Genomic DNA, 19,128 nt, shown 5'->3' with positions numbered 1-19,128 from the left:
CCCGCCTGTTAAGCGGGCTTTTTTTTGAACAAAATAATGAGAATAACCATGCAAACACCAAAACCCACGCTCGAACTGTTAACCTGCGATGCCGCCTACCGGGAAAACCCAACGGCGCTTTTTCACCAGGTCTGCGGCGATCGCCCGGCCACGCTGCTGCTGGAGTCCGCAGATATCGACAGTAAAGACGATTTAAAAAGCCTGCTGCTGGTGGATAGCGCGCTGCGCATTACCGCTTTATGTGACACTGTCACTATTCAGGCGTTATCTGATAATGGCGCCTCGTTATTACCGCTACTGGATACCGCCCTGCCCGCTGGCGTGGAGAACGAAGTCCTGCCTGCCGGTCGCATTCTACGCTTTCCCCCCGTCAGCCCATTATTAGATGAAGACGCCCGTTTATGCTCTCTGTCGGTATTTGATGCGTTCCGCCTATTACAGGGGGTGGTGAACATACCAACGCAAGAGCGGGAGGCTATGTTTTTCGGCGGTCTGTTTGCCTACGACCTGGTCGCTGGCTTTGAAGCGCTGCCACACCTTGAGGCTGGCAATAACTGCCCGGACTACTGCTTTTATTTAGCGGAAACGCTAATGGTGATAGATCATCAGAAAAAAAGCACCCGTATTCAGGCCAGTCTGTTCACCGCCAGTGACCGGGAAAAACAGCGCCTGAACGCCCGCCTGGCCTACCTTAGCCAACAGTTAACCCAGCCTGCGCCGTCGTTGCCGGTCACGCCAGTGCCGGACATGCGCTGCGAATGCAATCAAAGCGATGACGCGTTCGGCGCGGTGGTACGCCAGTTGCAAAAAGCCATCCGCGCGGGGGAGATATTTCAGGTGGTGCCGTCGCGCCGCTTTTCACTGCCCTGCCCGTCGCCGTTGGCTGCCTACTACGTGCTGAAAAAGAGCAACCCCAGCCCGTATATGTTCTTTATGCAGGATAATGATTTCACGCTTTTCGGCGCGTCGCCGGAAAGCTCGCTGAAATATGACGCCGCCAGTCGTCAGATTGAGATTTACCCCATCGCGGGTACCCGTCCACGCGGTCGCCGCGCCGATGGTACGCTGGACAGAGATCTCGACAGCCGTATTGAGCTGGACATGCGTACCGACCATAAAGAGCTTTCCGAACATCTGATGCTGGTCGATCTGGCGCGCAATGACCTGGCGCGCATCTGTACGCCGGGCAGTCGCTACGTTGCCGATCTGACAAAAGTTGACCGCTATTCGTACGTGATGCATCTGGTTTCCCGGGTGGTGGGCGAACTGCGTCACGATCTCGACGCGCTGCACGCCTATCGCGCCTGCATGAACATGGGCACCCTGAGCGGCGCGCCGAAAGTACGCGCCATGCAGTTGATTGCCGATGCGGAAGGACAGCGCCGCGGCAGCTATGGCGGCGCGGTCGGTTACTTCACCGCCCACGGCGATCTGGACACCTGTATTGTTATCCGCTCCGCGCTGGTGGAGAACGGTATCGCCACCGTACAGGCGGGCGCCGGAATTGTGCTGGACTCGGTTCCGCAGTCTGAAGCCGATGAAACCCGTAATAAAGCGCGCGCCGTATTGCGTGCTATCGCCACCGCGCATCATGCACAGGAGACCTTCTGATGGCTGATATTCTGCTGCTCGATAACATCGACTCGTTTACCTGGAACCTGGCAGATCAGCTACGGACCAACGGTCATAACGTGGTGATTTACCGTAACCATATTCCGGCGCAGACGCTTATCGATCGCCTGGCGACAATGAAAAATCCGGTGCTAATGCTCTCCCCCGGTCCGGGCGTTCCCAGCGAGGCAGGCTGTATGCCGGAGCTGCTGACCCGACTACGCGGCAAGTTACCGATCATCGGCATTTGTCTGGGGCATCAGGCGATTGTCGAAGCTTACGGCGGTTATGTCGGTCAGGCGGGAGAAATCCTGCATGGCAAAGCCTCCAGCATTGAACATGACGGTCAGGCGATGTTCGCCGGGCTGGCGAATCCGCTACCGGTCGCGCGTTATCATTCGCTGGTCGGCAGTAATGTTCCTGCCGGGCTAACTATTAACGCCCATTTCAACGGCATGGTGATGGCGGTACGTCATGATGCGGATCGCGTTTGCGGTTTTCAATTTCATCCTGAGTCCATCCTGACGACGCAGGGCGCGCGTCTGCTGGAGCAAACATTAGCCTGGGCGCAGCAAAAGCTGGAACCGACCAACACCCTACAGCCGATTCTGGAGAAACTCTATCAGGCGCAAACTCTGACGCAACAAGAGAGCCACCAGTTGTTTTCGGCGGTCGTCCGCGGCGAACTTAAGCCTGAACAGCTCGCCGCCGCGCTGGTGAGCATGAAAATTCGCGGCGAGCATCCCAATGAAATTGCCGGCGCCGCCACTGCGTTGCTGGAAAATGCCGCCCCGTTCCCGCGCCCGGAGTATCTGTTTGCGGATATCGTTGGTACCGGCGGCGATGGCAGTAACAGTATCAATATCTCTACCGCCAGCGCCTTTGTCGCAGCGGCCTGTGGACTGAAAGTGGCGAAACACGGCAACCGTAGCGTGTCCAGCAAATCGGGGTCATCCGATCTGCTGGCGGCGTTCGGTATTAATCTGGATATGAACGCCGATAAATCACGTCAGGCGTTAGATGAACTGGGCGTCTGTTTCCTGTTCGCGCCGAAATATCACACCGGATTCCGTCACGCGATGCCGGTTCGCCAACAGTTAAAAACGCGAACCCTGTTCAACGTACTCGGCCCGCTGATCAACCCGGCGCATCCGCCGCTGGCATTGATTGGCGTCTATAGTCCGGAACTGGTGCTGCCGATTGCGGAAACCTTAAGGGTACTGGGCTATCAGCGCGCGGCGGTAGTACATAGCGGCGGCATGGATGAGGTTTCGCTCCATGCGCCGACGATTGTCGCGGAGCTGCATGACGGCGAAATTAAAAGCTATCAACTTACGGCGGAGGATTTTGGCCTGACGCCTTACCATCAGGATCAGTTGGCTGGCGGCACGCCGGAAGAAAACCGTGACATTCTGACGCGGTTATTACAAGGTAAAGGCGATGCCGCGCATGAGGCCGCCGTCGCCGCCAACGTGGCGATGCTGATGCGTCTGCATGGTCAGGAAGATCTCAAGGCCAACGCGCAAACCGTGCTTGATGTTCTGCGCAACGGCACCGCATATGACAGAGTCACCGCACTGGCGGCAAGAGGGTAAATAATGCAAACCGTTTTAGCGAAAATCGTCGCAGACAAGGCGATTTGGGTAGAAGCCCGCAAACAGCAACAGCCGCTGGCCAGCTTTCAAAATGAGATCCAGCCAAGTACACGCCATTTTTATGATGCGCTCCAGGGCGCGCGTACCGCCTTTATTCTGGAGTGTAAGAAAGCATCGCCATCAAAAGGCGTGATTCGCGACGATTTCGATCCGGCGCGTATTGCCAGTATTTATCAACATTACGCCTCGGCGATCTCGGTGCTCACCGACGAAAAATATTTTCAGGGGAGCTTCGATTTTCTGCCGGTCGTTAGCCAAAGCGCGCCGCAGCCGATTCTGTGTAAGGATTTTATTATCGATCCCTATCAGATCTACCTTGCCCGTTACTATCAGGCCGATGCCTGTTTACTGATGCTCTCGGTTCTGGATGACGAACAGTATCGCCAACTCTCCGCCGTCGCGCACAGTCTGAAAATGGGCGTGCTCACGGAAGTCAGTAATGACGAAGAACGGGAGCGCGCGATAGCGTTAGGCGCAAAAGTGGTAGGTATCAACAATCGTGATCTGCGCGATCTGTCGATTGATTTGAATCGCACCCGCCAGCTGGCGCCAAAACTGGGCCACGGCGTGACTGTCATCAGCGAGTCCGGGATTAACACCTATGGTCAGGTACGCGAACTGAGCCACTTCGCCAACGGTTTTTTAATTGGCTCGGCGTTAATGGCGCATGACGATCTTAACGCCGCCGTCCGTCGCGTGCTGCTTGGCGAGAATAAAGTCTGCGGCCTGACCCGCGCCCAGGACGCTAAAGCTGCCTGTGACGCTGGCGCAATATATGGCGGGTTGATTTTTGTGCCCTCATCTCCGCGCGCGGTGAGCATTGAGCAGGCGCGAGAAGTGATAAGCGGCGCGCCATTGCAGTATGTCGGCGTTTTCCAGAACGCTGATATCGCCGATGTTTGCCAGAAAGCCGCCGTCCTGTCGCTTTCTGCCGTACAGCTACATGGCAGCGAAGACCAGGCGTATGTCAACGCGCTGCGCGAGGCGTTGCCGCGCAATGTGCAAATCTGGAAGGCGCTGAGCGTTAGCGATGCCCTTCCCGCACGCGATTATCACCATGTCGATAAATACATTTTCGACAATGGGCAAGGCGGCAGCGGGCAGCGCTTCGACTGGTCACTGCTACAGGGGCAACCGCTGGATGATGTGTTACTGGCGGGCGGGCTGGCGGCCGATAACTGCGTCCAGGCGGCGCAAGTCGGCTGTGCCGGTCTCGATTTTAATTCAGGTGTGGAGTCACAGCCGGGCATCAAAGATGCTCGTCTTCTGGCCTCGGTTTTTCAGACACTGCGCGCATATTAAGGAAAAAACATGACAACACTTCTCAACCCCTACTTTGGTGAATTCGGCGGCATGTATGTGCCGCAGATCCTGATGCCTGCGCTGAACCAGCTTGAAGAGGCCTTCGTCAGCGCGCAAAAAGATCCTGAATTTCAGGCGCAATTCGCCGATCTGCTAAAAAACTACGCGGGACGCCCCACCGCGCTGACGAAATGCCAGAACATTACCGCCGGTACGCGTACCACGTTGTATTTAAAGCGCGAAGATTTACTGCACGGCGGCGCACACAAAACCAATCAGGTACTGGGTCAGGCGCTGCTGGCCAAACGGATGGGGAAAAGCGAGATTATCGCTGAAACCGGCGCCGGTCAGCACGGCGTCGCCTCTGCGCTCGCCAGCGCCCTGCTGGGTCTGAAATGCCGTATCTATATGGGCGCCAAAGACGTTGAGCGCCAGTCGCCGAACGTCTTCCGTATGCGTCTGATGGGCGCTGAGGTCATCCCGGTTCATAGCGGCTCCGCTACGCTAAAAGATGCCTGTAACGAGGCGCTGCGCGACTGGTCCGGTAGTTACGAAACCGCGCACTATATGCTCGGCACGGCGGCAGGACCGCATCCCTATCCCACCATCGTTCGCGAGTTCCAACGCATGATTGGCGAAGAGACGAAAGCGCAAATCCTCGACAAAGAGGGCCGTCTGCCAGATGCCGTTATCGCTTGCGTCGGTGGCGGCTCAAACGCTATCGGGATGTTTGCGGATTTTATTAATGATACCAGCGTCGGGCTAATAGGCGTTGAACCTGGCGGTCACGGTATTGAAACCGGCGAGCATGGCGCGCCGCTTAAACATGGTCGCGTTGGCATCTATTTCGGGATGAAAGCGCCGATGATGCAAACAGCAGACGGGCAAATTGAAGAGTCCTATTCCATTTCCGCCGGGCTCGATTTCCCGTCCGTTGGGCCGCAACATGCGTATCTGAACAGCATCGGACGCGCGGATTATGTCTCCATTACCGATGATGAGGCGCTGGAAGCCTTCAAAACGTTGTGCCGCCATGAGGGAATTATCCCGGCGCTGGAATCCTCCCACGCGTTGGCGCACGCTCTGAAAATGATGCGCGAGCAGCCGGAAAAAGAGCAACTGCTGGTGGTCAATCTCTCTGGCCGCGGAGATAAAGACATCTTTACCGTACACGATATCCTGAAAGCGCGAGGGGAAATCTGATGGAACGCTACGAAAATTTATTTGCACAGCTCAACGATCGCCGGGAAGGCGCTTTTGTCCCCTTCGTGACCCTGGGCGACCCTGGCATTGAACAGTCACTGAAAATTATCGACACGCTGATTGACGCTGGCGCCGACGCTCTGGAACTGGGTGTTCCCTTCTCCGATCCGCTGGCCGATGGCCCTACCATCCAGAATGCGAACTTACGCGCCTTCGCCGCTGGCGTCACGCCAGCTCAGTGTTTTGAAATGCTGGCGCTGATTCGTGAAAAACACCCGACCATTCCGATTGGCCTGCTAATGTACGCGAATCTGGTGTTCAATAACGGCATAGATGCGTTCTATGCCCGCTGTGAACAGGTTGGCGTAGATTCCGTGCTGGTCGCAGATGTCCCGGTTGAAGAATCGGCCCCCTTCCGCCAGGCGGCGTTACGGCATAATATCGCGCCGATCTTCATCTGCCCGCCAAATGCGGATGACGATCTTCTGCGCCAGGTCGCATCTTACGGCCGCGGTTACACCTACCTGCTTTCGCGTTCGGGCGTCACCGGCGCGGAAAACCGTGGCGCATTGCCGTTGCATCATCTCATTGAGAAGCTTAAAGAGTACCATGCCGCGCCTGCGTTACAGGGCTTCGGTATCTCCTCGCCGGAACAGGTGTCTGCGGCCGTGCGTGCCGGGGCGGCTGGCGCTATCTCCGGCTCAGCCATTGTCAAGATTATCGAGAAAAACCTCGCGTCTCCCGAACAGATGTTGGCGGAGCTCAGGTCCTTTGTCTCAGCGATGAAAGCCGCCAGCCGCGCATAACGGGTTAAGCCGTCAGCATAACGCTGGCGGCTTAATGAGAGGTTGGCGCCGAACCAGAATCACGATTCAGATGTAGATCATCAATCTTTTTGGTGTTATTCCCTGTCCAGCTTTCAAAAAGTCTGAAGTCAATTTTTGCTAAGAAAACTCCTAATCACGCCGAAAAATTTAGCGTTTTCACGTCAATTTCCCCCGCCTTTATGTAAAGAAATGTCAACAAACAATGCATTAACGTTTCCAGGGCCGCAGATAGTGACGCTTGTTATTAATAACAATGCAAAGCATTTTCTGTTAAATCGCTTATTCTAAAAGAAAATATAGAATATATTATCCCTAAACCATTTTTTATGCGTTATTTACGCGGTAAATCACAACTATTTCCGTCAATTTGACTAATCGGTTTAACCAACTAATTTTAATAGGGTGTCGACACGGTTAAAACCGATTTTTTCAGCAAGCAACGAGACAGGAGAAATAATATGGCCGAACATCGTGGTGGTTCAGGAAATTTCGCCGAGAATCGTGAAAAAGCATCTGAAGCGGGCCGCAAAGGCGGTCAGCATAGCGGTGGGAATTTCAAAAACGATCCGCAACGAGCTTCTGAAGCCGGTAAAAAAGGTGGTCAGAATAGTCACGGCGGACGTAAATCCGATAATTCCTGATTTACTGTAATGTAAATATAACACATGCTTTTATCAAGCAATCTGCGAGTCTTCTGGCTCGCAGTATTTTGCCCGGGAGAATTAGATTTATGAATATTAAAACCGTTGAAGACCTTTTTATCCATCTACTTTCAGATACCTATAGTGCAGAAAAACAATTAACCAAGGCTCTTTCTAAACTTGCCAGAGCCACGTCCAATGAAAAATTAAGCCAGGCCTTTCAATCTCATCTTGAAGAAACCCAGGGTCAGATTGAACGTATTGATCAGATCGTCGAATCTGAATCTGGCATTAAACTGAAAAGAATGAAATGCGTCGCTATGGAAGGGCTGATTGAAGAAGCCAATGAAGTCATCGAAAGTACGGAGAAAAACGAAGTACGCGATGCAGCGCTTATCGCCGCGGCGCAAAAAGTCGAGCATTACGAAATCGCCAGCTACGGCACGCTAGCCACCCTGGCCGAGCAGCTCGGCTATAGCAAAGCATTAAAACTGCTTAAAGAAACCCTCGACGAGGAAAAACAAACTGATTTAAAACTTACCGATTTAGCAGTCAGCAATGTTAATAAAAGTGCTGAACGCAAATCGAAATAATATTTTTAATTATCAGCTTGCATGATTCCGATTTTATTATCGGAGCAGATTATCACGCATTGAGGAATGTAAAATGAATTATACTGAACATTATCATGACTGGCTTCGTGACGCCCATGCCATGGAAAAACAGGCAGAATCGATGCTTGAATCTATGGCCAGCCGTATTGAAAATTACCCTGATATAAAAGCCAGAATTGAACAACATATTAGTGAAACCAAACATCAAATTACCATGCTCGAGGAAGTGTTGGACCGTAATGGCATTTCCCGTTCGGTGTTGAAAGACTCCATGAGTAAAATGGCAGCAATGGGGCAATCTATCGGTGGCATGTTCCCTTCCGATGAAATTGTCAAAGGCTCAATTAGCGGTTATGTTTTCGAGCAGTTCGAAATTGCTTGTTATACCTCCCTGCTGGCGGCGGCAAAAAAAGCTGGCGACACTGCCTCAATTCCGACGATTGAAGCCATTCTGAAAGAAGAAATGCAAATGGCTGACTGGCTTATCAAACATATTCCGCAGACAACGGAACAATTTTTACTGCGATCTGAAGCAGATGGCGTTGAAGCCAAAAAATAAATAATAAGCAGGAGGCAATATGTTTCGACACGTAAAACAACTTCAATATACTGTGCGAGTGAGCGAACCTAATCCTGGATTAGCGAACCTGCTGCTGGAACAGTTTGGCGGCCCGCAGGGCGAACTGGCGGCCGCCTGCCGCTACTTCACGCAAGGTTTAAGCGATGATGATGCCGGTCGTAGAGAGATGTTAATGGACATCGCCACCGAGGAGCTGAGTCATCTGGAAATTATCGGCTCACTGGTAGGAATGCTTAATAAAGGCGCTAAAGGCGAGCTGGCGGAAGGCACCGAAAGCGAAGCGGAACTTTATCGCTCGCTGACGCAGAATGGTAATGACAGCCATATCACCTCTCTGCTGTATGGCGGCGGCCCTGCGTTGACAAACTCCGGCGGCGTACCGTGGACCGCGGCTTATATTGATACTATCGGCGAAGTCACAGCCGATCTACGCTCAAACATCGCGGCAGAGGCGCGAGCGAAGATTATTTATGAACGCCTGATTAACCTGACCGACGATCCTGGCGTAAAAGACACGCTCAGTTTCTTAATGACCCGTGAAGTCGCGCACCAGCTCTCTTTTGAAAAGGCGCTGTATTCGATTCGTAACAACTTCCCGCCGGGTAAATTACCGCCGGTAGAACAGTATACCGACGTGTACTACAACATGTCGCAAGGCGACGATCCGCGAGGTAGCTGGAATAGCGATGAAAACTTCAACTATGTCGCAGAACCGATGCCTGCTGTTGATGGCGGCGATGGCCTGGCGACAGTGAAATTGCCGCGCGAGCAGTTGGCGCTGCTCAAAGCGATGGCAGAAAGAACGAAATCGGACCCCACCGTTGATCCTCTCACTGGCGCAGAACTAGGCTGCGGCGAACCGAAAGAAGACAAGTGAGTTCCGACAAGTAAAATCCGTGTGTCATGTCCTTTTTTGACCCCGCCTGGCGGGGTCTTTTTTCGTCACAACATCATGCGATTAGAAACGATAGCCTGCCGAGAACATAAATACCCATGGGTCCAGACGCACGCTGTCATGCTGCTGCACGCCGCCCATTTTATAATTGGCGGTAGTATCAATATCCATGTACCAGACAGAGGCGCCAATTAACCAGTCGCGGTTAATCAGGTAATCTACCCCAACTTGCCCTGCCGCGCCCCAGGAATCCTTAAAGCTCAGATCGGACAGCCCGGTCTTTTTACCATTATCGTTAAAGTCGTTATCGAAGAAGGTGGTGTAGTTCACCCCCACGCCGACATAAGGACGCACTTTGCTGCTGGAATCGCCGAAGTACCACTGCGCCATTAACGTTGGCGGTAACAGGTGGACCGTGGCGATATCGCCCGTCGCGCCCGTACCCACCTTATGGCGGAACGGCGTAGCCGCCAGCAATTCAACCCCGATATTGTCCGTCGCCATGTAAGTGAATGTCAGGCCGAGTTGCGTGTTATTACTCACATCAAACCCGTTTAAATGCCCCAGCGTACCACCCGCCCCTTCTGTAGGTCTGACGGTTGCCGGACCTGCACGCATAAAGAATTCTCCGGCTTCGTGCGCGAACGCGCTGCCTGAGAGAAGAGTTGTTAACGCCAGTGCCGCCACTGTAAATTTTTTCATACCCGCTCCATCGTTATGGTTATAAAAGCGTGATGAATATACCCACAATGAAGTAATAAGTGATCTAACACAGATCACATTTGTTCTTATAATTTAACATTTATTGATCCAGATTAATTTAGAACTTGCATTGAAAATCCTGGTTATAGGAATTCAGATCAATTTTGACATATTCACGCTATGCAAATATTTGTCTGCTCTGTTGCCCTGGCGATAAAGGCTGGCTAAGGTAATCAATGTCCCGCAATGGCGCGTGGCGTTAAGATTCGCGAACACTGCGGGACAGATTAATTTCCGTTGTAATCTATTGATACGTGAGTTTTTGCAGGTGAATCATGAGCGTTCTTAACCCATGCATGACATGCGGTGCCTGTTGTGCCTATTTTCGTGTCTCCTTTTATTGGGCTGAAGGCGACGACGCCAGCGGACGCGTTCCGGCGTCATTAACCGAGCCCGTTACCCCTTTTTTACGTTGTATGGCCGGTACCAACCAAAAACAGCCGCACTGTAAAGCGCTAATTGGCACGCCGGGTGAAAACGTCAGTTGCGCTATTTATGAAAACCGCCCTTCAACCTGTCGCGAATTTTCGATATCGGGCGAAGGAGGCGAAGTGAATGAGGCGTGCAATCGCGCCCGCGCGCGATACGGATTACCGCCGCTTTACAAAGATATGCTTTTCCATACAACTGCTGATGCTGCCACTGTAGAGTTATCCAGGGTACAATTGCCCGCAAATTAACACCTGCAAAACTCAAGGAGAGTGCATGTCTATCACGGCGAAGTCCGTTTACCGTGACGCCGGAAATTTTTTCCGAAATCAATTTATTACTATCTTGCTGGTTTCGTTGCTGTGCGCATTTATCACGGTGGTCTTAGGTCATGCCTTTTCACCCAGCGATGCGCAAATCGCGCAACTCAGTGAAGGAGAACATCTGGCAGGCAGCGCTGGCCTGTTTGAGCTGGTACAAAATATGACGCCGGAGCAGCAGCAGATCCTGTTGCGCGCCTCTGCCGCCTCGACGTTTTCCGGGCTTATCGGCAACGCTATTCTGGCCGGCGGTATCATCCTGATGATTCAGTTAGTTTCAGCGGGACATCGGGTTAGCGCGCTGCGCGCTATCGGCGCCAGCGCCCCTGTATTGCCTAAACTGTTTATTCTTATTTTTCTGACTACCCTGTTAGTGCAAATCGGTATAATGCTGATTGTCGTTCCGGGGATTATTATGGCCATTGTGCTGGCGCTTGCGCCAGTGATGTTGGTTGAAGAGAAAATGGGCGTGTTTGCCGCAATGCGCAGCAGTATGCGTTTAGCCTGGGCTAACATGAAACTGGTCGCGCCTGCGGTGATAGGCTGGTTACTGGCTAAAACATTGCTATTGCTGTTCGCGCCCAGCTTCGCTGTACTGACCCCAAATGTAGGCGCTGTACTGGCGAATACGTTGAGCAATCTGATTTCCGCAGTATTGCTTATCTACTTATTTCGCCTGTATATGTTGATTCGCCAATAATCCGCAATGCGCCGTTACGCGGCGCATTCGACGCTCGTTGATGATGGAATCGAAGAATGAAGCAGTTTCTGGATTTTTTACCGCTGGTTGTCTTTTTTGCGTTTTATAAACTTTATGACATCTATGCGGCGACCTCCGCACTGATTGTCGCGACGGCAATCGTGCTGATTTATAGCTGGGTGCGCTATCGGAAAATAGAGAAGATGGCGCTGATTACCTTTGTTCTGGTTGCCGTCTTCGGCGGTCTGACGCTCTTCTTCCATAACGATGAATTTATTAAATGGAAGGTGACGGTTATTTATGCGCTGTTCGCCGGCGCGCTGTTAATAAGCCAGTGGGTGATGAAAAAACCGTTAATCCAACGTATGTTAGGTAAAGAACTGGCGTTGCCGCAGCAGGTCTGGTCAAAGCTGAACCTGGCGTGGGCGCTGTTTTTTATTGCGTGCGGTCTGGCTAACATTTATATCGCCTTCTGGTTGCCGCAAAATATCTGGGTCAACTTTAAGGTCTTTGGACTCACGGCGCTGACGCTCATTTTTACCCTGCTGAGCGGCGTCTATATCTACCGGCATCTGCCACAGGAAGATAAATCATAACCCTCCCGTGACTTATCATCGCCAGACTGCGAACGCCTGGCGATATTTTCTCCACCTTTACGCCCTGCGCTTTCCCGTCAGTACCTTTATTCCCACTATTCTCCACACAAAATTCATAGTAGCATCGCGGCTGTAATTTTTTCTGATAGTCGGTTTTACAATGACAACAATGGATAATACTCCTCAGGGCGAGCTGGTTTTACGTACATTGGCCATGCCTGCCGATACCAATGCGAACGGCGATATTTTTGGCGGCTGGCTGATGTCGCAAATGGATATTGGCGGCGCGATACTGGCCAAAGAGATCGCGCACGGTCGGGTTGTAACCGTACGCGTGGAAGGAATGACATTTCTGCGCCCCGTCGCGGTTGGCGATGTCGTATGTTGCTACGCGCGCTGCGTTAAACGCGGTACGACGTCTATTAGCATCAATATTGAAGTCTGGGTGAAAAAAGTCGCGTCAGAACCAATTGGACAGCGCTACAAGGCCACCGAGGCGCTGTTTATTTATGTCGCCGTCGATCCGGACGGTAAACCTCGCCCGCTCCCGGTTCAGGGTTAAGTATACCCGCTTACGCCGCCAGCAGGTGATGGTATATTCCTGGCTGGCGGCGCCAGAGATTACTCAATCTGCGCCGTACCGTTCAGACGGAAGATAATATTGACCACCAGCCCGGAACCCGGCTTGCCTGCTTCATAGCGCCATTTTCGCATCGCATTCTTAACTTCACGCTCAAACATATTGGCTGGCTGCGCGGATAGAATCTGTACATTTTCCACTCGCCCAGCAGAGGTCACGTCAAACTTCACCTTTACGCGGCCTTCAATACGTAACGCCTGTGCTCGCGCCGGATACTGCGGCTGGTTACGGCTCAGAGCGCGAGGTCCAGTGGGCACGCTCACCGCCGGCTTGCTGGTCGCCGACGCGGTGCTGCTTGTTGGCCGCGCCGGGGCGCTATTTTCAAACGGTGAGGCAGGACGCGGCGCAGCCGGTTTGACTTCGCGCTTCGGCTGCTCTTCAACCTTTTTCACCGGCTTCGGCTTCGGCTTGGGTTTTGGCTTAGGTTTGGGTTTCTCAATCACCACGGGCGCTTCTTTAGGCGGTTCAGGGATCGGCTCTGGCTCCGGTTCGGGTTCAACCACCGGCTCCGGCGGCGGCTGAACCGCCTGGGGCGGCTCCAGGTCGGCGGGTGAAACCATTGTCACCGTGATAGGCTGCGCTGGCGCAGGCAATTCAATAACCTGATGTACCGAGGTATAGAGCAAACCTGCCACTACAGCACCATGAATGCCTACGGAAAGGAGTGTCGGCCAGGGAAAGCGACGAGGTAAATCAAGGGTCATTGAAGTCATAATCGTTTCAGTTGAAAAACCAGAGCTGAATTTTAAATGCAAATAGCAATCATATTCAATAAGGCATTGCCGATAGCGGCATTTAAAAGATGATATCGCACAAAAACACCACACAAAATGTGCATGTTTAACAAAGTCGGTATCTTTACATTGCAGTTAAATGCCCTTTCCAATAACGTAATCAGCAACTTTTACCGATTAAGGAGCTCTACCCGTGCTGTATGTTATTTACGCTCAGGACAATGCCAACTCGCTTGAAAAACGCCTCTCGGTACGGCCCGCGCATCTGGCGCGCCTGCAACTTCTGCATGATGAAGGGCGATTATTAACTGCCGGGCCGATGCCCGCAGTGGACAGTAACGATCCTGGAGTAGCTGGATTTACCGGGTCAACGGTGATTGCTGAATTTGAATCTTTAGAAGCGGCGCAATCCTGGGCTGATGCGGACCCCTACGTCGCAGCGGGCGTCTATGCGCAGGTTTCGGTCAAACCGTATAAGAAGATCTTTTGAAAAGGATGGCCTGTTGGGCACCGCATACGGTGCCCTTTCTGGCTCACACACCGTGAATCGCAAAGAGTAATGAATTACGCTGACGATTAAAGATGCATTTCCTGATGGTATGGATACGCATATTACGGCGTGATTGCCCTTCAAGCCAACGCGCTTTACGGCGGCTCGCCTGACGTAGCATTCGCCAGCGCCCCACTTCCGTTCTACTACGCTTCATGTTTACGACTCTCACTGTAACAGAAGCGCCATTATACCCCCTCGCCGGATGCAGACCAGCGCTTTTCCCGTGTTTTTATTTGCCATGTGAATCCTGACGCGTAAACTCTTAACAACACGCTTTCTAAAGGATTTTTAAAGTTATGACAACCTTCTACACCGTGGTGAGTTGGCTGGTCATTTTGGGATACTGGGTTCTCATTGCCGGCGTCACATTACGTATTCTAATGAAACGGCGCGCAGTTCCCTCCGCAATGGCCTGGTTGTTAATCATCTATATCCTTCCGCTGGTCGGGATCATCGCCTATTTGTCCGTGGGCGAATTGCATTTAGGCAAACGTCGCGCCGAGCGTGCCCGCGCCATGTGGCCGTCTACCGCCAAATGGTTGAATGACCTCAAAGCCTGCAAACACATTTTCGCGCAAGAAAACAGTAGCGTCGCATCGTCCTTGTTTAAGCTGTGCGAACGACGTCAGGGGATTGCGGGCGTCAAAGGCAACCAGTTGCAATTGCTTACCGACTCCGATGATGTCATGCAGGCGCTTATTCGCGATATCCAACTGGCGCGGCATAATATCGAAATGGTGTTTTACATCTGGCAGCCAGGCGGCATGGCGGATCAGGTCGCTGAATCGTTAATGGCCGCCGCCCGCCGCGGCATCCACTGCCGGCTTATGCTGGATTCCGCGGGTAGCGTCGCTTTCTTCCGCAGCCCCTGGGCGGCCATGATGCGTAACGCTGGCATTGAAGTCGTAGAGGCGCTGAAGGTGAATCTGATGCGCGTCTTTTTACGCCGTATGGATCTTCGCCAGCACCGTAAAATGGTGATGATTGACAATTACATCGCCTATACCGGCAGTATGAATATGGTGGACCCGCGTTTTTTCAAACAGGATGCCGGCGTTGGACAATGGGTCGATTTGATGGCGCGGATGGAGGGTCCCGTGGCGACAGCAATGGGGATTGTTTACTCCTGCGATTGGGAAATCGAGACGGGTAAACGCATTCTGCCTCCCCCGCCGGACGTGAATATTATGCCGTTTGAGCAGGCCAGCGGGCATACCATTCATACCATTGCTTCCGGTCCTGGTTTTCCGGAAGATCTCATTCACCAGGCACTATTAACCGCCACCTATGCTGCGCGCGAATATTTAATTATGACCACGCCATATTTCGTCCCCAGCGACGATCTGCTGCACGCCATTTGTACCGCTGCGCAGCGCGGCGTGGATGTCAGTATTATCCTGCCCCGTAAAAATGATTCACTGCTCGTCGGCTGGGCCAGTCGCGCCTTTTTCAGCGAGTTACTGGCGGCGGGCGTGAAAATCTATCAGTTCGAAGGCGGGCTGTTGCATACCAAAAGCGTGCTGGTCGATGGCGAACTGAGCCTGGTCGGTACCGTGAATCTCGACATGCGTAGCCTGTGGCTTAATTTCGAGATTACGCTGGTCATTGATGATACGGGTTTCGGCGCCGATCTGGCTGCGGTACAAGACGATTATATTTCGCGCTCCCGCCTGTTAGATGCGCGTTTGTGGGTAAAACGTCCGTTATGGCAGCGTATTACCGAGCGATTGTTTTACTTCTTTAGTCCATTGCTGTAAAACGTGACCAACATGAGTAAACAGGTAGTCACTATGGAAATGGATCTGAACAATCGCCTGACTGAAGACGAAACGCTTGAGCAGGCTTACGATATTTTTCTTGAGCTGGCGGCGGATAATCTTGATCCGGCTGATATCATTCTGTTCAATTTGCAATTCGAGGAGCGCGGCGGCGCGGAGTTGTTTGATCCCGCTGAAGACTGGCAAGAGCACGTCGATTTTGACCTGAATCCAGACTTTTTTGCCGAGGTGGTGATTGGCCTGGCGGATACCGAAGACGGCGAAATTAACGACATTTTCGCCCGCGTTCTGCTGTGCCGGGAAAAGGACCACAAGCTGTGCCATATTCTCTGGCGTGAATAAACGGTTCAGGCCGGATGGCGTCTGATTGCGCCCTCCGGCAAGCCTGTTTAATCCGGTAGCTTACTGCCGCATCGGTTACAATATTGCGCGCTATGTTCATGCTGGCTTTGCTGGCACTGCGGACATTTTCGCTGCCAGTGACGTTTTTGAAACGCGCTGCTCATGTGCGTGGTAATCAGTCCTGTAGGAATCGCAATCACCGAATAACCAATCAAAATAAGCACCGACGCGACAATACGTCCCAGCGGCGTATGCGGCGTAATATCACCGTACCCCACGGTTGTGACTGTCACTATCGCCCAATACACCGAGGCATTAAGCGTCGTGAAGCCATATTTCGGTCCTTCAATAAGATACATCAGGGCACCGAAAATAATCATCACGATCGCAATAAATGAATAGAACAGAATAAGCTGATGACGCGCGCTAATAATGGCGCTCCAGAATACGCGCAGGGATGGCATAAAGCGTAGCAGTTTAAGAATACGCAGCACGCGAATCGCTCGCATAGCGCGCCAGGCAAACATATAGTTCAGGCTAATTTCCGGCCACAGCCACATGACGTACAGCGGCAAAATCGTCACCAGATCAATAAATCCCCAGAAACTAAAAACGTATTTTGCCGGTTCGGGCCAGCTAAACAGTCTGAGCAAGTATTCACCGGTAAATATCAGGGTAACGCAGAGCTCCAGCCAGACAAAAATATGCCATTCATCAAATGTCAGGTGATATTCCGTTCCTACGCCTGATTCAACAAAAATGACCAGTACGCTAAGCAGCGCAAACAGCGCGCATAACCCTTCAAAACGGCGACCTGAGCGCGTAGTCAAATCGAACAGATTATGATAAAGACGACGGCGAACCGACGACAAAGAAAGTGACACGGTAACCTCACCTAAAAGAAGGGCTGACGAATTGTCAGCCCTTGCGATTATAACGGGTCTACTTTAAGGCAGGAAACGGCATGGCGAAAACTCCCTTCCAGCACCGGTCGCGTTTGCGCGCATTCTGGCCCGGCTAGCGGACAGCGTGTACGGAACACGCAGCCGGAAGGCGGGTTAATGGGCGAAGGTAATTCGCCCTCCAGCAATTGTATCTTCTTATTTCGCTCCAGATCGGGATCGGGAATCGGTACCGCCGACATCAGCGCTTTGGTATAAGGATGCAGTGGATTATGGTACACCTCATCATAGGTGCCCAATTCTACCGCATGACCGAGATACATCACCAGGACACGATCGGATATGTGCTTTACGACCGCCAGATCGTGCGCAATAAAAATCAACGACAGCCCCATCTCTCGCTGTAACTGCTGGAGCAAATTCACCACCTGCGCCTGAATAGAAACGTCCAGCGCCGACACCGGCTCATCGCAAATAATGAGCTTAGGTTCCAGGATCAATGCCCGGGCGATACCGATGCGCTGGCACTGCCCCCCGGAAAATTCATGGGGATAACGGTTGATGAGATTCGGCAACAGCCCCACTTTCAGCATCATGGCTTTCACGCGGTCACGCACGTCCTGGCGCGAAAGTTTAGGATGATAAGTGCGCAGCGGTTCAGCGATAATTTCGCCAATCGTCATTCGCGGGTTGAGTGACGCCAGCGGGTCCTGGAAAATCATCTGGATATCGCTGCGCACTTCGCGCCACTCATCCGCTTTCATGCCCAACAGATCTTTTCCCAGCCAGGCGACTTTACCGTCTGTCGCCTTCACCAGACCAATAATGGCGCGCGCAAACGTCGACTTGCCGCAGCCGGATTCGCCCACCACGCCCAGCGTTTCGCCTTCATACAGGCGTAGCGTAACGCCGTCCACCGCTTTCAGGGTTTTCGGCGGTTGCCAGAACCACTGCTTCCCTTCTTTGATATCAAAATGTACTTTCAGATCGGCGATTTCGAGGAGAACTTTACGTTGTTCAATCACAGCATTCATAGCAGTTCCTCCACCGGTTTAAAACAGGCGCGCAAGCGACCAGGACTGAACGCTTCAAGTGGCGGCGCATTATTGCAGATCTCCATCGCATGAGGACAACGCGGCTGGAACGGACAACCTTTAGGCAAACGCAATAAATTGGGAGGATTGCCCGGAATCGTCAGCATTTCCGCCCCCTCGCTATCCAGACGCGGCACCGCATTAAGCAGGCCTATCGAATACGGATGAACGGGCTGATAAAAGACATCGCGCGCCTTACCGTATTCCATGGTACGCCCGGCATACATTACCAGGACCTTATCGCAAATACCCGCGACCACACCCAGATCGTGGGTAATCATGATAATGGCGGTATTAAATTCGCGCTTTAGCTCATTAAGCAAGGTCATAATCTGCGCCTGCACGGTAACATCAAGCGCGGTGGTAGGCTCATCGGCAATAAGCAGTTTTGGCCTGCACAACAGCGCCATCGCAATCATCACACGTTGACGCATTCCGCCGGAAAATTCGTGCGGGTACATTTTCATCCGTTTGCGCGCTTCCGGCATTTTTACGGCATCCAGCATTCTGACGGACTCTTCAAAAGCTTCCGCTTTGCTCATCCCTTTATGCAGCATCAGGACTTCCATTAACTGCTCCCCAACGCGCATATAAGGATTTAGCGAGGTCATCGGGTCCTGAAAAATCATCGAAATCTGTTCTGCGCGCAGCGTATTCAGTTCGCGCTCAGGTAGATTAAGAATTTCACGTCCGTTAAAGGTCGCGGAACCGCCGATTCGACCATTCGTCGCCAGCAGTCCCATTAATGCGAACGCCGTTTGTGATTTCCCCGATCCAGACTCGCCAACAATACCTAACGTTTCTCCAGCGCGAAGCGTAAAGTTCAGATCGTTGACCGCCGTCACATCGCCATCAGGCGTAGCGAACGTAACACGAAGATCGTTTACCTCCAGCAGTACATTCGCCGATTGCGGCGCCTGAGTTGCGGTTTCTGATAAGCTCATGGCTGT

At 52.5% G+C, this 19,128-nt stretch carries 22 protein-coding genes and 1 other annotated feature (1 of these 23 only partly in view); of the genes, 16 read left to right on the top strand and 6 right to left on the bottom strand.

The features are described 5' to 3' along the window. Positions 1-26, top strand: a sequence feature (Trp leader region) (it extends 70 nt beyond the left edge of the window). A 22-nt stretch (positions 27-48) separates the two neighbouring features. From trpE to K8W53_RS10660, 9 genes are all read left to right on the top strand, one after another. Then, positions 49-1,611 carry an anthranilate synthase component I gene (gene trpE, locus K8W53_RS10700; RefSeq protein WP_058654693.1) on the top strand — a complete coding sequence of 521 codons (1,563 nt, stop codon included), beginning with the start codon at positions 49-51 and terminating at the stop codon, positions 1,609-1,611. Beyond that, positions 1,611-3,206, top strand: a complete 1,596-nt coding sequence (trpD, locus tag K8W53_RS10695) for a bifunctional anthranilate synthase glutamate amidotransferase component TrpG/anthranilate phosphoribosyltransferase TrpD (RefSeq protein ID WP_000763492.1) — start codon at positions 1,611-1,613, stop codon at positions 3,204-3,206. Before trpE ends, trpD begins: the two co-directional genes overlap by 1 nt. A 3-nt stretch (positions 3,207-3,209) precedes the next feature. Next, positions 3,210-4,568, top strand: a complete 1,359-nt coding sequence (gene trpCF, locus K8W53_RS10690; protein WP_023203184.1) for a bifunctional indole-3-glycerol-phosphate synthase TrpC/phosphoribosylanthranilate isomerase TrpF — start codon at positions 3,210-3,212, stop codon at positions 4,566-4,568. Positions 4,569-4,577: 9 nt separating this feature from the next. Beyond that, positions 4,578-5,771, top strand: coding sequence for a tryptophan synthase subunit beta (gene trpB, locus K8W53_RS10685; protein ID WP_000209485.1), 1,194 nt, complete (start codon positions 4,578-4,580; stop codon positions 5,769-5,771). Further along, complete coding sequence (gene trpA, locus K8W53_RS10680; RefSeq protein WP_000443029.1) at positions 5,771-6,577, top strand: tryptophan synthase subunit alpha; 807 nt, start codon at positions 5,771-5,773, stop codon at positions 6,575-6,577. The genes trpB and trpA overlap by 1 nt, the downstream gene beginning before the upstream one ends. A gap of 479 nt (positions 6,578-7,056) precedes the next feature. Then, entirely contained in the window at positions 7,057-7,239 is a 183-nt protein-coding gene (locus K8W53_RS10675; RefSeq protein ID WP_000807657.1) for a general stress protein, read from the top strand. An 89-nt stretch (positions 7,240-7,328) separates the two neighbouring features. Further along, positions 7,329-7,832 carry a ferritin-like domain-containing protein gene (locus K8W53_RS10670; RefSeq protein ID WP_001022826.1) on the top strand — a complete coding sequence of 168 codons (504 nt, stop codon included), beginning with the start codon at positions 7,329-7,331 and terminating at the stop codon, positions 7,830-7,832. A 73-nt stretch (positions 7,833-7,905) separates the two neighbouring features. Beyond that, positions 7,906-8,412 carry a ferritin-like domain-containing protein gene (locus tag K8W53_RS10665; RefSeq protein WP_001109977.1) on the top strand — a complete coding sequence of 169 codons (507 nt, stop codon included), beginning with the start codon at positions 7,906-7,908 and terminating at the stop codon, positions 8,410-8,412. Between the two features lie 19 nt (positions 8,413-8,431). Continuing rightward, positions 8,432-9,310 carry a manganese catalase family protein gene (locus K8W53_RS10660; protein WP_000488353.1) on the top strand — a complete coding sequence of 293 codons (879 nt, stop codon included), beginning with the start codon at positions 8,432-8,434 and terminating at the stop codon, positions 9,308-9,310. A gap of 81 nt (positions 9,311-9,391) precedes the next feature. Here the strand turns inward: K8W53_RS10660 and ompW are convergent, their stop codons facing one another. Continuing rightward, entirely contained in the window at positions 9,392-10,030 is a 639-nt protein-coding gene (ompW, locus tag K8W53_RS10655; RefSeq protein ID WP_000714798.1) for an outer membrane protein OmpW, read from the bottom strand. Between the two features lie 335 nt (positions 10,031-10,365). Here ompW and K8W53_RS10650 point away from each other — a divergent pair, with 335 nt between their 5' ends. From K8W53_RS10650 to yciA, 4 genes are all read left to right on the top strand, one after another. Beyond that, positions 10,366-10,770 (top strand): YkgJ family cysteine cluster protein, encoded by a 405-nt coding sequence (locus tag K8W53_RS10650; RefSeq protein WP_000114955.1) that lies wholly within the window; start codon positions 10,366-10,368, stop codon positions 10,768-10,770. 25 nt (positions 10,771-10,795) lie between these two features. Continuing rightward, on the top strand, positions 10,796-11,539 hold the full coding sequence (locus tag K8W53_RS10645) for a YciC family protein (RefSeq protein WP_023203187.1): 744 nt from the start codon (positions 10,796-10,798) through the stop codon (positions 11,537-11,539). A gap of 56 nt (positions 11,540-11,595) precedes the next feature. Continuing rightward, a complete protein-coding gene (locus K8W53_RS10640) occupies positions 11,596-12,135 on the top strand; it encodes a septation protein A (RefSeq protein ID WP_000808682.1) in 540 nt (179 codons plus the stop codon). Between the two features lie 160 nt (positions 12,136-12,295). Further along, complete coding sequence (yciA, locus tag K8W53_RS10635) at positions 12,296-12,697, top strand: acyl-CoA thioester hydrolase YciA (RefSeq protein WP_000210317.1); 402 nt, start codon at positions 12,296-12,298, stop codon at positions 12,695-12,697. Positions 12,698-12,756: 59 nt separating this feature from the next. Here the strand turns inward: yciA and tonB are convergent, their stop codons facing one another. Then, positions 12,757-13,479 (bottom strand): TonB system transport protein TonB, encoded by a 723-nt coding sequence (gene tonB, locus K8W53_RS10630; RefSeq protein WP_001517937.1) that lies wholly within the window; start codon positions 13,477-13,479, stop codon positions 12,757-12,759. Between the two features lie 223 nt (positions 13,480-13,702). Between tonB and K8W53_RS10625 the strand changes: the two genes are divergently transcribed. After that, positions 13,703-13,999 (top strand): YciI family protein, encoded by a 297-nt coding sequence (locus K8W53_RS10625; RefSeq protein ID WP_000967605.1) that lies wholly within the window; start codon positions 13,703-13,705, stop codon positions 13,997-13,999. A 43-nt stretch (positions 14,000-14,042) separates the two neighbouring features. On the opposite strand, the gene K8W53_RS10620 is transcribed toward K8W53_RS10625, so the two are convergent. Continuing rightward, on the bottom strand, positions 14,043-14,216 hold the full coding sequence (locus K8W53_RS10620; protein WP_001531561.1) for a YciY family protein: 174 nt from the start codon (positions 14,214-14,216) through the stop codon (positions 14,043-14,045). A 142-nt stretch (positions 14,217-14,358) separates the two neighbouring features. On the opposite strand from K8W53_RS10620, the gene cls reads away from it, so the two are divergent. Together cls and K8W53_RS10610 are read left to right on the top strand one after the other, a co-directional pair. Beyond that, complete coding sequence (gene cls, locus K8W53_RS10615) at positions 14,359-15,819, top strand: cardiolipin synthase (protein ID WP_000206886.1); 1,461 nt, start codon at positions 14,359-14,361, stop codon at positions 15,817-15,819. Positions 15,820-15,852: 33 nt separating this feature from the next. Beyond that, positions 15,853-16,182 (top strand): HI1450 family dsDNA-mimic protein, encoded by a 330-nt coding sequence (locus tag K8W53_RS10610; RefSeq protein WP_000425070.1) that lies wholly within the window; start codon positions 15,853-15,855, stop codon positions 16,180-16,182. A 47-nt stretch (positions 16,183-16,229) separates the two neighbouring features. Here K8W53_RS10610 and K8W53_RS10605 read toward each other — a convergent pair whose 3' ends face one another. The 3 genes from K8W53_RS10605 to K8W53_RS10595 are packed head-to-tail and all read right to left on the bottom strand — an operon-like array spanning position 16,230 to position 19,122. Continuing rightward, positions 16,230-17,066 (bottom strand): ion transporter, encoded by an 837-nt coding sequence (locus K8W53_RS10605; protein WP_000059074.1) that lies wholly within the window; start codon positions 17,064-17,066, stop codon positions 16,230-16,232. A gap of 47 nt (positions 17,067-17,113) precedes the next feature. Continuing rightward, the gene (gene oppF / locus K8W53_RS10600) at positions 17,114-18,118 is read right to left on the bottom strand and encodes a murein tripeptide/oligopeptide ABC transporter ATP-binding protein OppF (RefSeq protein ID WP_000994698.1); all 1,005 of its coding nucleotides are present in this window, start codon (positions 18,116-18,118) and stop codon (positions 17,114-17,116) included. Next, the gene (locus K8W53_RS10595; protein WP_000058861.1) at positions 18,115-19,122 is read right to left on the bottom strand and encodes an ABC transporter ATP-binding protein; all 1,008 of its coding nucleotides are present in this window, start codon (positions 19,120-19,122) and stop codon (positions 18,115-18,117) included. Before K8W53_RS10595 ends, oppF begins: the two co-directional genes overlap by 4 nt. Positions 19,123-19,128: the final 6 nt, after the last annotated feature.

Origin of the sequence: Salmonella sp. A29-2 (assembly GCF_020150755.1) — a bacterium.
Lineage (GTDB): Bacteria > Pseudomonadota > Gammaproteobacteria > Enterobacterales > Enterobacteriaceae > Salmonella > Salmonella enterica.
This window is presented reverse-complemented; position numbering and strand designations above follow the sequence as displayed.